12 protein-coding genes are annotated in these 13,469 nt (G+C 59.8%); 2 read left to right on the forward strand and 10 right to left on the reverse strand.

Annotated elements, in window-relative coordinates:
• Positions 1 to 23: 23 nt before the first annotated feature.
• From C8265_RS13220 to C8265_RS13265, 10 genes are all read right to left on the reverse strand, one after another.
• Complete coding sequence (locus C8265_RS13220) at positions 24 to 1,025, reverse strand: aldose epimerase family protein (RefSeq protein ID WP_108484484.1); 1,002 nt, start codon at positions 1,023 to 1,025, stop codon at positions 24 to 26.
• A complete protein-coding gene (locus tag C8265_RS13225; protein ID WP_108484485.1) occupies positions 1,010 to 2,908 on the reverse strand; it encodes a beta-galactosidase in 1,899 nt (632 codons plus the stop codon). Before C8265_RS13225 ends, C8265_RS13220 begins: the two co-directional genes overlap by 16 nt.
• A 52-nt stretch (positions 2,909 to 2,960) precedes the next feature.
• Positions 2,961 to 3,803: an SMP-30/gluconolactonase/LRE family protein gene (locus C8265_RS13230; RefSeq protein WP_108484486.1), complete on the reverse strand. Its 843-nt coding sequence runs from the start codon at positions 3,801 to 3,803 to the stop codon at positions 2,961 to 2,963.
• On the reverse strand, positions 3,800 to 4,405 hold the full coding sequence (locus C8265_RS13235; protein WP_108484487.1) for a 2-dehydro-3-deoxy-6-phosphogalactonate aldolase: 606 nt from the start codon (positions 4,403 to 4,405) through the stop codon (positions 3,800 to 3,802). Before C8265_RS13235 ends, C8265_RS13230 begins: the two co-directional genes overlap by 4 nt.
• On the reverse strand, positions 4,402 to 5,319 hold the full coding sequence (locus C8265_RS13240; RefSeq protein WP_108484488.1) for a 2-dehydro-3-deoxygalactonokinase: 918 nt from the start codon (positions 5,317 to 5,319) through the stop codon (positions 4,402 to 4,404). Before C8265_RS13240 ends, C8265_RS13235 begins: the two co-directional genes overlap by 4 nt.
• Entirely contained in the window at positions 5,316 to 6,080 is a 765-nt protein-coding gene (locus C8265_RS13245) for an SDR family NAD(P)-dependent oxidoreductase (RefSeq protein ID WP_108484489.1), read from the reverse strand. The genes C8265_RS13240 and C8265_RS13245 overlap by 4 nt, the downstream gene beginning before the upstream one ends.
• Positions 6,077 to 8,170: an alpha-galactosidase gene (locus C8265_RS13250; protein WP_108484490.1), complete on the reverse strand. Its 2,094-nt coding sequence runs from the start codon at positions 8,168 to 8,170 to the stop codon at positions 6,077 to 6,079. Before C8265_RS13250 ends, C8265_RS13245 begins: the two co-directional genes overlap by 4 nt.
• Before the next feature lie 8 nt (positions 8,171 to 8,178).
• Positions 8,179 to 9,027 (reverse strand): carbohydrate ABC transporter permease, encoded by an 849-nt coding sequence (locus C8265_RS13255; protein WP_108484491.1) that lies wholly within the window; start codon positions 9,025 to 9,027, stop codon positions 8,179 to 8,181.
• A gap of 69 nt (positions 9,028 to 9,096) precedes the next feature.
• Entirely contained in the window at positions 9,097 to 10,014 is a 918-nt protein-coding gene (locus tag C8265_RS13260; RefSeq protein WP_108484492.1) for a carbohydrate ABC transporter permease, read from the reverse strand.
• Between the two features lie 120 nt (positions 10,015 to 10,134).
• Entirely contained in the window at positions 10,135 to 11,400 is a 1,266-nt protein-coding gene (locus C8265_RS13265; RefSeq protein ID WP_108484493.1) for an ABC transporter substrate-binding protein, read from the reverse strand.
• A 181-nt stretch (positions 11,401 to 11,581) separates the two neighbouring features.
• Here C8265_RS13265 and C8265_RS13270 point away from each other — a divergent pair, with 181 nt between their 5' ends.
• The gene (locus C8265_RS13270) at positions 11,582 to 12,403 is read left to right on the forward strand and encodes an IclR family transcriptional regulator (protein ID WP_108484494.1); all 822 of its coding nucleotides are present in this window, start codon (positions 11,582 to 11,584) and stop codon (positions 12,401 to 12,403) included.
• A 5-nt stretch (positions 12,404 to 12,408) separates the two neighbouring features.
• Positions 12,409 to 13,467 carry an ABC transporter ATP-binding protein gene (locus C8265_RS13275; RefSeq protein WP_108484495.1) on the forward strand — a complete coding sequence of 353 codons (1,059 nt, stop codon included), beginning with the start codon at positions 12,409 to 12,411 and terminating at the stop codon, positions 13,465 to 13,467.
• Positions 13,468 to 13,469 lie beyond the last annotated feature (2 nt).

Consider the following 13,469-nt stretch of genomic DNA (forward strand, 5'->3'; position numbering starts at 1 on the left):
ATATTTTCAGCAGGAAAAGCCGATCACGGCGCGCTGAACCGGAACGTGGTGTGTTGGCGATAGGTTTGGTTTGGCGTCAGGGTGATGGCAGGAAAATGCGGATGATTTGGGGCATCGGGCCAGGATTGCGGCTCGATTGCCAAGCCGCAGTGCGGGCCATAGGGATGGGCGTGCAGCGTGCGCGCGGTGCCCGTGTTGATCGGCGCGGCGTCGAAGATTTGAAGGCCGGGTTCGGTGGTGGCCAGTTCCAGCCGCGTGCCGCTGACGCCGGTCAGGGTGAGCGCCGGGGTCAGGGCGCGGCGTTGGGTGGCAAGGCAGAAATTATGATCAAGCGGCGGGCGTTCGCCGGGCGATATGGTTTTGGTCTGGCGAAAATCGTGCGGGTGGTTGGTGAGGGTTTCAACCGCCCCGGTGGGCAGGTTTTGGACGGTGGTGGGCAAGATATGATCGGCCTTGATGCACATTGTGTGGCCCGCCCAGGTTGGTGTGCCATCCATATTCCAATATCCGTGATGGGCGATATTCATCAAGGTGGGCGCATCGGTGGTGGCAGTGATTTCAAGGTGCAGCGTGTCATCACTCAGCCGGTAGGTGGCGGTGATGTCTTTGGTGCCGGGAAATCCGCCCGCGCCATCGGGTTGGCGCAGGGTCAGGGTGGCATGGGACGCGCTGTGATCGGCCAAGGTCCAGAGCGCGGCATGGCTGCTGGCGCTGGCGGAGTGCAGGGTGTTGGCGTTTTCATTCGCCTCGAATCTGTGGGTTTGCCCCGCGATCTGCGCCATGGCTCCGCCAATCCGGTTGGCCACGGGTGCGATCACACAGCCGAAATAGGCCCCGCCGCCAAGGTAGGGCGCGAGATCGCGAAAGCCCAAGGTCAGGCTGTGTTCTATCCCCGCCAGATAGAGCGATTGCAAAACCGCGCCTTGTGTCAGAACCGTGGCGCGCAGGGTGTCTGAGCGCAGCGTTATGGCGTGAACCGATGCGCCATCGGGGCGGGTGCCAAAGGGGGTTATCTGGCCTGCCATGTGACCCCTGCCGCCGGGTGGGTGATGCCCTGAAACATGATTGGGTCGGGGCCGTAGTTGAACCAGAACCGGTGTGTGGCCGTGTCGCGCAGGCGCAGCCCGTCGGGGAGGAACAGGGTTTTGATGGCTTCGGCGGCGCAGGCCCCGGTTATCAGCCGATCAAACGCAGTGTCATCGGGCCACCCGGCAAGATAGTGCAGTTTGCTCCGGCTGGCGATGGCCGGCTTGCCATCACTGGTGAGTTCGCTGGCGCAATCGGTTTCCAGATGTTCAAACCAATGGGCAAAAGCCCCGCCATTGGCCAAGGGCACCACCGTGCCGGGCGGCAGGGATTCAACCAGCGCCACACTGGCGTTCAGGCCCGGCAAATTGGGCGGCAACGGAACGGGAATCGACAATTCGGGCGTTTTGGAATTGGTGCGCGGCCCGATCAGGGCGGTGCCTTGGAAATTTGGCAATTGGTTCAAAAGGGTGTCCGGCAAGGTGGCGATGCCGGGGGCCAGGATAAGTTTGTAAGCGGTGATATCGCTGTTGGCGTTGATAATATCCACCGACAGGCCGGCCCGGCGCAGGGCCTTGTAGGTGGCAAATGTCAGGCGGAAATAATCAAAATCCGCGCCTTGAGGTTGTGCTTCCCAGGCCCAGGCCGATGGGTAATCAAACAACAGGGCGACATCGGCGGTGGCTGTGCCCGCGTCGGGAAAAGCTGCCAATTCTTGCGCCACTTGCGCGGCTTCGCCGAGGGCCGGGGCATCGGCACTGTCGGGGCGCAACAGGCCGGCGTGCTGTTGTTCCTGGGCAAAAGGGGCCTGTCGCCAGCGGAAATAACACACGGTTTCGGCGCCGTGGGCGAACGCCTCATGCGCCCAAAGACGGGCCATGCCGGGCAGGGGCGCGGGGTTGTAGGGGGCCCAATTAACCGGGCCGGGCTGTTGCTCCATCACCCACCAGCGGCCTTTGCCCACTGCACGGTACAGATCGTGGTGAAACGCCTGCATGTCAGGATCGCCCTGGCGCAGGAACCGCGATTTGTGATCGTTCGATGCCTCAAGCCGGTCAGACAGGAACCCGATTGGGTAACTGTCCCATGAGGCGATATCAAGATCGGCCCCGACATCGAAATGATCGAAATCCAATATCCGGCCCATGTAATTATGGATCAGGGGTGCGGACGTATGACGGCGCAATACATCGGCCTGAAGTTTGTTGAACCCCACCACCTGATCGGAACTGAACCGGCGAAATGCCATGACATGGGCTGGGTTCGGCTCGGTCACTGTCAGATTCGGCAGGTCGATATCGTCGATACTGTCGTATTCCATTGACCAGAACACATTGCCCCAGGCGCGGTTCAGCGCATCGACCGATTGATAGCGCTGGGCGCACCAATCGCGAAACCCGTCGCGCGCGGCGCTGGAATAGCTGAGCGTGGTATCGTGACAGCCATATTCATTATCGATCTGCCACGCATGAATATGGGGGTGCACGCCATAGCGTTCAGCGAGCAGGGTAACGATGCGATAACATTCATCGCGGTAGCCTTGGTGCGAAAAACAATAGTGCCGCCGTGAGCCGAATTTGCGCGGCTGGCCCGTTGCATCGACCGCCAACATATCCGGGTGTTTTTGGACCACCCAGAGGGGCGGCGTGGCGGTGGGCGTGCCCAAGATTACCCTAAGGCCCGCCGCGCCCAACACATCAAGGGCGCGGTCGAGCCAGCCGAAATCGAACTGCCCTTCGCGCGGTTCAATCCGGCTCCAGGCGAATTCACCGATCCGCACCCATGAAAGCCCCGCGTTGACCATGCGCGCGGCATCCTCGGGCCATTGGGTTTCGGGCCAATGTTCGGGGTAATAACAGACACCGGTGGTGCGTTTTGTCATGGGCAGTCCGATTTGGTGGCGTTGGATTTGGATATTTTTAGCAAGAAAAAGATCAGAGTTTGATTTGAGGTTCCGCCCGGCCCTTGGTCGGGGCGGGCACGGCAAAGGTTTGGCCGGCGGCCGGCCCGTCATCATCGCGCGCCGCCGAAGTGCAGAACAGCGTTTGCATATCCGGGCCGCCAAAGGCCGGGCATGTGGTTTGCGCGGCGGGCAAATCGATGGCGCGGATTTGCCGCCCGTCGGGTGCGAAACAGATCACCTGCGCCGCCCCCCAGCAGGCCAGCCACAGATTGCCATCCGCGTCGATCACGGCGCCATCGGGTTTCAACCCCTGATCATTCAGGTCCAGAAATGGTTCGGGGTCGGCAGCGGGCCAACCGTCGTCATCCAGCGCGACCTTTTGCACGATGCGGGTGGGCGTGTCGGTGAAATAGGCGTGTGTGCCATCCAGCGCGAAACACATCGCATTGGGTGTGGAAATCGGCGCGTAAAGCTGGCGCAACTCGCCCTTGTAAAACCGGTAGATCGCGCCGCCTTCGCGGCTGCCATCCACGTTCATCGTCCCGATCCAGAATCCGCCCCAGGGGTCGGCGCGGCCATCGTTGGACCGGGTGGTGGGGGTGTCGGCCTCAAGCGGGGTGATGGTTTTTTCATCGCCGGTGCTGAGGGTGAATTGGAACAGGCGCGTTGCGCTGGCGATCAGCAGATTGTCATCGTCGATCCAGCCAGCGGCGCTGACGTAGTCATCGAATTGCCATTGGCGGGTTGTGTCGCCCTGGCGTTGATACATCCGTTTGCCGACAATATCGAACCAGAACAGGCAGTTCAGGCCGGGATGCCACAGCGGGCCTTCGCCAAGGGTGCAGGGGGTTGGATCGTAAACTGAAACGTTCATTGTGTTGCCTCATCAAATGCTTTGACCATGGTTCGGGCGCGTGCGGCGATGTCGGCCACGCTGTCGCCGGGGCGATAAAGCGCGCTGCCGATGCCGAACCCTTCGGCACCGGCGGCCAGCCAATCGCGGAAATTTTCGGGGCCGACGCCGCCCACCATATACACCCGGGTTTCCACCGGCAGAACGGCGCGCAGGGCTTTCAGCCCCTCAATGCCCATTTGGAACGCCGGAAATACCTTGATCCCGTCGGCGCCGTGTTTCAGCGCGGCGAAACATTCTGACGGGGTCAGGACACCGGGAAAACTTTGCATTCCCATCACCTTGGTGGCGCGCAACACTTCGTGGTCAAGGTTGGGCGAGACGATCAATTTGCCCCCCACATTATAGACCTGCGCCACCTGTTCGGGGGTCAGGACCGTGCCCGCGCCAATCAGGGCGTCGTCGCCGTGCGCCTTGGCCATCGCCGCGATACTGTCATAAGGCGAGGGCGAGTTGAGCGGCACTTCGATCCTTGTGATCCCGGCCTCAATCAGGGCGGCGGCCACGGGCACCGCCTCGGTCGGGTCGATTCCGCGTAAGATGGCGATCAGGGGGCGGCTCATGGTGTGGTCTCCTGTAAAAGGGCGTGGGCGGCAGTCAGGCCCGCTTGGGTCAGGGCGTCGCCATCGGTGCGTTGGGCGGTGATGCCTTGGGCGGCAAGGGCGGTGGCGTAATGGGTGCACAGGGTGTTGGCCCCGATCAACGCCACCTGTTGGCCCAGCCAATAGGGCCGGGTCGCGGCCAGTTCGGCCCCGATCAACAGACCCGACAGACGGGCGCGGGCGGCGGCATTGGGCAGGCCATGCAACAAGCCTTCGGCGCGGATGTTAAACAGGCGCGCGGCCAGGGTTTCGGGCCGCGACAGGGTGTCGGACAGGGCCGCATCGAACGCGGCATCGTCCCATCCGTCGCCCACCGAATGGCGCAAGACCGAATGGTTTGACAGCGCCGCAAACATATCGCCGGTCATTGCGGTTTGAAAACTGACCACCTCACCGGCGCTGATATGCACCCATTTGGTGTGGGTGCCGGGCTGGCACAGCACACCGTCGAATTTCGGGTTCAGGGCGATGAACCCGGCCACTTGGGTTTCTTCGCCGCGCATCACATCGGCGGGTTTGTTCTGTTTCAATCCGGGGATAATGGCCACCGACAGGCGCGGGTCTTGGGTTTTTACGCGGGTCAGGTTGCCCGACAGCGGCGCGCAGGGCACGGCGGTATAGGCCGCCTCGGCCCAGCCCTGGCGCGCGCCGACCATGCCACAGCAAATCACCTCAATCGGGTTTTCGCCGGTGCGGTTTGTGATCCAGGGGCCGATCATCGCCAACAGCGCGGGTTCATACCCATCGCGGGTCAGTGCGCCCATGCCTTGGGCCGATTTCGCCTGATCCAACACGCGGCCATCGCCCGACATCGCCCAAGCGCGGCAATGGGTTGTGCCCCAATCCACCGCGATCCATTCTGCTGAAACACTCATCCTGTTGTCACCACGCCGCCATCCACCACAAGGGCCTGTCCCGTCATCATACGTGACGCATCCGACGCAAGGAAGAGCGCGGGGCCAACCACCGCATCGGGGCCAAAGCGCACGGGCAGGCATTGGGTGGCGATATGGCGTTCAATTTCGGGTTCGCTGACCACTTCGGCCAATTGCCGGTCGGTCAGAACCATGCCTGGCGTCAGGGTGTTGATCCGAATGTTATCGGTGCCAAATTCGCGGGCATGGGCGCGGGTCAGGGCGTTTATGCCTGCTTTGGCAGTGGTATAGGCGGGCATCTGGTGCATCCCCATCATATAGCTGATTGACGATATGTTGATCACCGCGCCGCCCCCATTGGCGCGCATCCCCGGCACCACCGCCTGGGTCGCAAACACAAAAGGGCGCAGGTTGATGTTTTGCAGATGATCCCAAGCTTCGGGGGTCAGATCCATCGTGCTATGGCGCTGATCGCTGGCGGCATTGTTGATCAACACGGTGATCGGGCCGTTGGCGCGCGCGGCGTCGGCAAGGGTGGATTGCAGCGCGGCAATATCGGTGACATCGCAGGGTTGAAACCAGGGGCGGGTGCCGTGTTTTGCCTCCATCGCGTCACAAAACGCGGTGGCATCGCTGCGTTGCAAAAACGCGACGCGCGCGCCCTGGGCCATGAAACCGTCGGTCAGGGCCGCGCCGATGCCGGCACCGCCGCCGGTGATGAACACCGATGCGCCCCGAAGATCAGGGAAAGTTGCAGTCATAATTTGGTTCCTTCGATCACCCAGATCATGTTCGGAAAACTCCACGGCAGGGTCAGGCCGTGATCCATCAGATACCGGCCCGAAACGGTGATATCTTCGGTTTTCAAAATCGGCGTGCCGCGCGACAGGGCGATGGCATCATCGCGGTTTTTCAGATGGATGCGGTACTGCGCCGTTGGTTCAAGGGCCGTCAGACGCAAGGGACGGGGCGAGATTTGCGCCGATGTGTCGGCCTTGCCCGCAAAGACCACAAACCGGCTGCCATCGCGCGCGATCTGTTGTTCGGCAATCACCGCTGGATCGGCGCTATCAAGGCGCAGAATGTCGCCCGCACACATCCAATCGCGGTTTGTCTTCCACCATGTGGTGACATCGCGCAGCACGCGCGCCTCGTCCTTGGTCAGTTCGCGGGGGTCCATTTCAAACCCCATATGGCGCTGTGCCGCCACCCAGGCGCGAAACCGGATATCAAGAACCCGCCCCGAGGTGTGGCAGTGGCGCGGGCCGACATGGCTGCCGGTGATCGCCATGGGCAGGAACAGCGCGGCGTTGTGTTGGATGCGCAGACGTTCCAACGCATCGTTGCTGTCAGACAGCCACACGCGCTGTGTGCGCGACAGGATGCCAAAATCAATCCGCCCGCCGCCCGATGCACAGCTTTCAATTTCAACCATCGGGAAATCGGCGCGCAACCGGTCGATCAGGGCATAGGTGCCCCGGGTTTGCGCCGCATCGGGGGTGGGCAAAACCCGGTTGTGATCCCATTTGATGTAATCCACCGGATATGCCGAAAGCACCGCCGCGATTTGGTCGAACAGGTAATCGCGCACCTGCGGCAGCGCCATATCAAGCACCATCTGTTGCCGGCCCAAGGTTTGATCGGGCGCGCCCAAGGCCCAGTCGGGATGGGCGCGATACAGATCACTGTCGGGGTTGACCATTTCAGGTTCAAACCAGATGCCAAATGTCATGCCTTCGCTGTGCACATGGTCGATCAGCGGCGTCAGGCCGTCTGGGTATTTGCGCGGATCAATCTGCCAATCGCCCAGCGACGTGGTGTCATCATCGCGCCGCCCGAACCAGCCATCATCCAGCACAAACCGTTCGGCGCCCAAAGCGGCGGCGCGGCTGGCGATGTCTTTCAGGGTGTCGATATCGTGATCGAAATACACTGCCTCCCAACAGTTGTAATGCACCGGGCGAGGGCGATCTGGCTGGGGCCAGGTCACGATCCGGTCGCGCAGGTGGCGTTGAAATGCCACGGCGATGCCATTCAGCCCGGTATCGGAATAGGTGATATAAAGCGGCGCGGTCTGGAATGTGGTTCCTGCGCCCTCAGTATCGGTTGCATTGCCAAATTGCACTTGCCGCCGCCCATCGGGCAGTTCTTCGGCAATCATTTTGTGCCCGCCCGACCAGCCATAGTGAAACCCGAACGCCGCGCCTTGGGTGTTGGTGGCGCCGCGACAGGGCAGGATCAGGCCGGGAAAATGTTCGTGGCCCGTGCGCCCGGTGCGGTTTTCGCGGCTGTGGATGCCCGCAGACCAGGGGGTGGCGTTAAGCTGAAACTCACCACACCACCGGCCCGATACATCAAGCATTTCATCGGCCAGTTGCGGCGCGGGTAAAACCGGCGCGGCCAACCAGTGCAGATGCACCGGCACATCGGATGTGATGGTGGCCTGAATGGCAATCACCCGCGTTTCGGGATCGGCGGCAAAGCTGGCGTTATACCGGATGCCGTGCGCGTCATCGCGATAGGTCAGGCGCAGGGTGCGCTCGGCCTGTACATCGCCAACAAAGCGGAATTGCGGCCGGATCGGCGTGCCGTCGTTTGCGCGCAGGATCAGGCCGGGTTGGCCGGGAAACCCCTGCGCCGCTTCGGGGCAGATTGACAGGTCGGGGTTGGCATCGAGCATTCCGCCCGTCACGTCGATCATGTGGGCGCGAGCCAGGGTGGCCAGATCCTCACCCGTAGGCAGCGCGCCGCCCCAATACACACATTCAGGCAGTCGATTGTTGCGGGCGGCCAAAACCAAGGTCTGGCCGCCGACATCTATCCGCCAATGGCGGACTCTACCACAAGTCATGGTTTTCCTTACTTCACAGCGCCCAGGGTCAGCCCGGCGATAAAGTGTTTCTGCATCAAGAAGAACATCGCCACCGGGGGCAGGGCGGCCACGATGCTGCCCGCGCTCATCAAATGATAGGCGGCGCGATATTGGGCGTTGAAACTGGTGATCCCGGCGGTGACAGGTTGTGATTCAACCCCTTGGGTCAAAACCACCGCCCAAAAATAATCGTTCCAGATGAATGTGAACACCAAAACCGCCATGGCGGCGAGTGCGGGTTTCATCAGGGGCAGAACGACGTACCAGAAAATCCGCCATTCCGCCACGCCTTCGACGCGCGCCGCCTCGATCAATTCATAGGGCAGGGCGCGGATGAAATTGCGCATGAACAGGGTGCAGAACCCGGTTTGAAACGCGATGTGAAACAAAACCAGTCCGGTTTTGGTATTATACAGCCCCATATCCAGGGTCAGATCGCGCACCGGCACCATCAGAATTTGAAACGGTACGAAATTGCCCGCCACAAACATGAAGAATATCCACAGGTTCGAGCGGAATTTATAAATTCCCAAGGCAAAGCCGGTCATTGATGACAGGATGATGCAGCCAATTACCGTTGGCACCGTGATCAGGATGGAGTTCATCAGATAGCGGGGCATGTCGGATTCGAAAAACACCATGCCGTAGTTGGTGAATCCCTCAAAGCTGCCGGGCCAGCCCCAATAATTGCCGCTGGTGAAATCGGCATCGGGTTTGATCGAAAACACCGCGATGGAAATCAGCGGCAAAAGCCAGATCAAAAGAACCACAGGCAGTAGCGATTGATAGGTGATCTGCCAGGCGCGCGAGGTTTTTTCAACGGGGGTTGGAAACATCGTGCACGCCCTTTCCAGAAATGTCGGTGCGGGCGCGGTAAGGCAACCCCGGGAATAGCTGTGCGCGCGTCATCTGCCGCGTTCCTCCTTGTACATCGACCACAGAAAATAGGTGATGAAAAACAGCATGATAAGAAACAACACCACGGCAATCGCCGCGCCATATCCCATGCGGAACCCGTATTCCGATAGCGCCACTTCGAACATGTAAAACGACAGCACCCGGGATTCGCCGAACGGGCCACCGTTGGTCATGATCGAGATCAGATCGAAACTGCGCAGCGCGCCGATGATGGTGACGACAAAGGCAATGAATGTGGCCGGTTTCAACTGTGGAATGATGATATACCACAGCATTTTCCACCCTTTGGCATTGTCCAGACGCCCCGCCTCGATCTGTTCGGGGTTCACGCCGTTCAGGCCGGTCAGATACAGGATCATGCAATAGGCGGTCTGCGGCCAAAGCCCGGCCAGAATGATGCCATAGGTGACATATGTCGGATCGCCCAACACGTTGATCGGCCCCAATCCGACCCAACCCAACATGATGTTTAACAACCCAAAAGTGGGGTCGTAAAACCAGGTGAACACCAGCCCGACAACAACCTGTGAAATCACGAAAGGAAAGAAAAACAGTGATTTATACAGGCGGATTCCGGTCACCGTCTGATTCAGAAACAGGGCAATGAACAGGCCCGCCGGAATTGCCAGAAGATACAGCAGTAGCCATAAAAAGTTATTGCGCAACGATGTATAGAAGGCATCGTCGTAATACAGTTCTTCGTAATTTTGCAGGCCGATATATTCGGGCGCGCCCAGTCCATCCCATTCAAGCAGCGAGATGCGGAAGGATTGAAAGATCGGAAAGATCACGTAAAACGCGAAGAAAATCAGACCCGGAGCCAGGAAAAGCCAGGGTGACACCCTGATCTGGTTGCGTTGCCACCAGGATCGGGTGTCGGTGCCGGAATGGGCCGTGTCTGTCATGAATCCCCCTGATCCGATTGAGATCGCATCGCGAAACGGTACCGGTTGTACGGTTTGGCGCTGAAATCTTGTGCCTTGCGCAAAGGGGGCGCCCCAAAAACAGAGCGCCCCGGTTTGATATCAGTAGATGCGCGCGCGCGCACGCTCCAGCCGCTCAAGGATCTTGTCCAGATTGTCTGGACGAACCATGAATTCCTGAAACCCTTCCATGGCGACCTTGGCCATTTCGGCGGGGGCGTCGCGGTCAAAAAACTGTGCCACACCACCGGGGCTGTTGGAGGACAGCATGGCAAAGCCTTCCTTCAGGAACTTGTCGTCATCCACCGAAGATTGGTTGTTCACCGGCAATTGGCCCAAGGCATCGCCGCTATTGATCAGGGTCTGGTTTTCGGCCGAGACGACCCATTTCAGGAACGCCTTGGCGTTGTCCTTGTTGGTGGCACCGCTGGGGATGTGGAATGTGTCGGTTGGCGCGTCTTCGGCCAATTCGACATCGGGGTTGATGGCGGGGAACTGGAAGAAATCCAGTTTGTCATCGTCCAAACCGCCCTCGCGCAGGGGGGCGACCGCGAAGTTGCCCATCAAATAGGCGGCGGCATCGCCCCCGGTCATGAATGGCAACGCCTCTTGCCAGCTATAGGCGGTATGGTTGTCGATGAATGCGCCCATATCGATCAGTTCGCGCCAGTTGGCAAAGGTCTGGCGCACCTCGTCCGAGGTCCAGGATTCCTGGCCATTGGTCAGGGCGGCGTGGAAATCATAGCCGTTGGTGCGCATGTTCAGGTAATCAAACCACCCGCCAGCGGTCCAAAGGAATTTGGTGCCGATGGTGAAACATTTGATGCCGTTGTCCAACAGCGTCTGGCAGTTGGATTTCAACGTGTCCCAATCCTGTGGCTCGCTCAGGTCGTATTTTTCATAGATGTCTTTGCGGTAATAAACGCCCCATTGGTAATAGGTATATGGCACGCCCCATTGTTTGTCGTTCAGGGTCATGGCGCCCTTGGTTGATGCCAATTCCTCGCTCAGCTGGCCCTCCCAGATGTCAGAAACATCTTCGAACAGCCCGGCGTCGACATAGGGCAGCATCCGGTTGGCGGCATACCAGTTGGCCACATCGGGCGCATTGGCAGTCAGGAAATTGCGGATCTGCGTCTTGTATGCCTCGCGGTCGATCACCGTCAGTTCGATGTTCAGATCGGGGTGCATGTCGCCAAACCGTTCGACCATGCCTTCCATCACCGCGCGGGGGGCGGGGTTGGACATGTCGGAAAAGATCACCAGATCGCCCGACAGTTTTTCTGTGTGGGCATCGGCAAACGCGCCTGTCGCCATAATGGCCGAAACGCCAAGCGCTGTAACCGACGCTTTCAATGTGGACACCATAAGATACTCCCAATATTGTTTCATTATTTGAAACTTAGTTTTAGATATTGAAATGATAACAGCACTGGGGTTATGCTTGTCAACAGTTTCCTCAGCCGCTTTGCCGATCCAAGACATCTCACCTCATCGACCCGGACGCGTGAAAAACGGGTTCAGCCCCAACACACCAAGGAGGCGCGATATGACAGAGAAATCCGCCAAAGGGGCCGCGCGCGATGGAACCGTGGGCAAAGCGTTGGATGTTCTGGATCAGGTGGCGGGGTATGGCCGCCCGGTGCGGTTTTCCGAAGTGTTGGCCGACAGCCCCTATCCCAAGGCAACGCTGTATCGGTTGCTGCAAACTCTGACCTCGCAAGGCATGCTGGCGCTTGATCCGGATCGCGGTGCCTATGTGTTGGGCGTGCGACTGGTGCGTCTGGCCCATGCGGCGTGGCAAACCACATCTCTTGCCCCCGTGGCCCGCCCGCATATTGATGCTTTGTCCGCGGATCTGGCGGAAACCGTGCATCTGGCACAGCTGGATCATGCGCAGGTGTTGTATGTCGACAAACGCAATGCCGCCGTGCCAGTTGAAATGTATTCCCAGGCGGGCAAGGTTGGCCCGGCCTATTGCACTGGCGTGGGCAAGGCGATGATGGCGTTCCTGCCCGAATCCGATATTGGCGGGGTTCTGGCGCAACAATCGTTTCATCCGTTTACCGAACACACGCTGACCGGCCCCGATGCCCTGCGCGCCGAACTGGCGGCCATTCGCACACGCGGATATGCGTTTGATCGCGAAGAACATGAACCGGGCATCATTTGTGTCGCGATGCCGATTCTGTCGGACGCCGGGCATGTGTTGGGCGCGCTTTCGGTCACTGCCACCACTGCGCGGCGCAGCCTTGAGGATTTGGCCAGCCTTGCCCCGGCCCTGCGCAAAACTGCGATATTGATTGCCCGGGATGCGGCCGCCTGGCGGTTTCCCGACCGAATTTCACAGCCATTTTCCAAAACAGGATAGACCGAATGTCAGGTGTCACGCTTTCCAAGGTTATCAAACGCTACGGCGATGTGCAGGTGATCCACGGGATCGACCTTGAGATTGCGGATGGTGAGTTTTGCGTGTTTGTCGGCCCGTCGGGCTGTGGCAAATCCACCCTGTTGCGCATGGTTGCCGGGCTTGAGGAAACGACTCAAGGCGCGATGCATATCGGCGCTCGCGATGTCACCCGCGAAGACCCGGCCGAGCGCGGCGTGGCGATGGTATTTCAGACCTACGCTTTGTATCCCCATATGACCGTGGCCGAAAATATGGGATTCGGGTTAAAGATGAACGGCCATCCCAAGGCCGAGATCGACGCCAAAGTGGCCGAGGCGACGCGCATTCTGAAGCTTGACGATTATCTCAAACGTAAACCGGCCGCCCTGTCTGGGGGGCAACGGCAACGTGTGGCGATTGGCCGGGCTATCGTGCGTGGCCCCGAAGTGTTCTTGTTTGACGAACCCCTGTCCAATCTCGATGCCGAATTGCGAGTGGAAATGCGGGTGGAAATTGCCCGCCTGCACAAGGAAATCGGCGCGACGATGATTTACGTCACCCATGATCAGGTCGAGGCGATGACCCTGGCCGATAAAATCGTGGTGCTGCGTGCCGGGCGGATCGAACAGGTGGGCGCGCCGCTGGAATTATACCGCGACCCCGACAATAAATTCGTGGCCGGTTTCATTGGCTCACCGGCGATGAATTTTCTGAACGCAACCGTGGCTGAGGGGCGCGCGGTTTCGGTGCCATCATTGCAAACCGCGCTGACCCTGCCGGTGCAGGTGCCCCCCGAGGGCACAAACGTGACCGTGGGCGTGCGCCCCGAACATATCGAAATTGTGCCCGGCGACACCCACACAGTCGAGCTGACCGAGGCGCTGGGCGGGGTTTCTTATGTTTATCTGGCGTCGGGCAGCGGCGAGCGGATGATCGTGGAAGAACGCGGTGACGAACGCTCGGTCACAGGATCAAAGGTGGCGGTGCGGTTTGACCCCGCGCGCGCGCTGTTGTTCGATACCAAAACCGAAGCGCGCATTCGATAAGG

Origin of the sequence: Oceaniglobus ichthyenteri, from assembly GCF_003057885.1 — a bacterium.
In the GTDB taxonomy this organism is placed as follows: Bacteria; Pseudomonadota; Alphaproteobacteria; order Rhodobacterales; family Rhodobacteraceae; genus Oceaniglobus; species Oceaniglobus ichthyenteri.

Excerpts from the sequence above, each read along its gene's own strand:
- C8265_RS13220 (WP_108484484.1), bottom strand. The coding sequence starts at position 1,025 with ATGGCAGGCCAGATAACCCCCTTTGGCACCCGCCCCGATGGCGCATCG.
- C8265_RS13225 (WP_108484485.1), bottom strand. The coding sequence starts at position 2,908 with ATGACAAAACGCACCACCGGTGTCTGTTATTACCCCGAACATTGGCCC.
- C8265_RS13230 (WP_108484486.1), bottom strand. The coding sequence starts at position 3,803 with ATGAACGTTTCAGTTTACGATCCAACCCCCTGCACCCTTGGCGAAGGC.
- C8265_RS13235 (WP_108484487.1), bottom strand. The coding sequence starts at position 4,405 with ATGAGCCGCCCCCTGATCGCCATCTTACGCGGAATCGACCCGACCGAG.
- C8265_RS13240 (WP_108484488.1), bottom strand. The coding sequence starts at position 5,319 with ATGAGTGTTTCAGCAGAATGGATCGCGGTGGATTGGGGCACAACCCAT.
- C8265_RS13245 (WP_108484489.1), bottom strand. The coding sequence starts at position 6,080 with ATGACTGCAACTTTCCCTGATCTTCGGGGCGCATCGGTGTTCATCACC.
- C8265_RS13250 (WP_108484490.1), bottom strand. The coding sequence starts at position 8,170 with ATGACTTGTGGTAGAGTCCGCCATTGGCGGATAGATGTCGGCGGCCAG.
- C8265_RS13255 (WP_108484491.1), bottom strand. The coding sequence starts at position 9,027 with ATGTTTCCAACCCCCGTTGAAAAAACCTCGCGCGCCTGGCAGATCACC.
- C8265_RS13260 (WP_108484492.1), bottom strand. The coding sequence starts at position 10,014 with ATGACAGACACGGCCCATTCCGGCACCGACACCCGATCCTGGTGGCAA.
- C8265_RS13265 (WP_108484493.1), bottom strand. The coding sequence starts at position 11,400 with ATGGTGTCCACATTGAAAGCGTCGGTTACAGCGCTTGGCGTTTCGGCC.
- C8265_RS13270 (WP_108484494.1), top strand. The coding sequence starts at position 11,582 with ATGACAGAGAAATCCGCCAAAGGGGCCGCGCGCGATGGAACCGTGGGC.
- C8265_RS13275 (WP_108484495.1), top strand. The coding sequence starts at position 12,409 with ATGTCAGGTGTCACGCTTTCCAAGGTTATCAAACGCTACGGCGATGTG.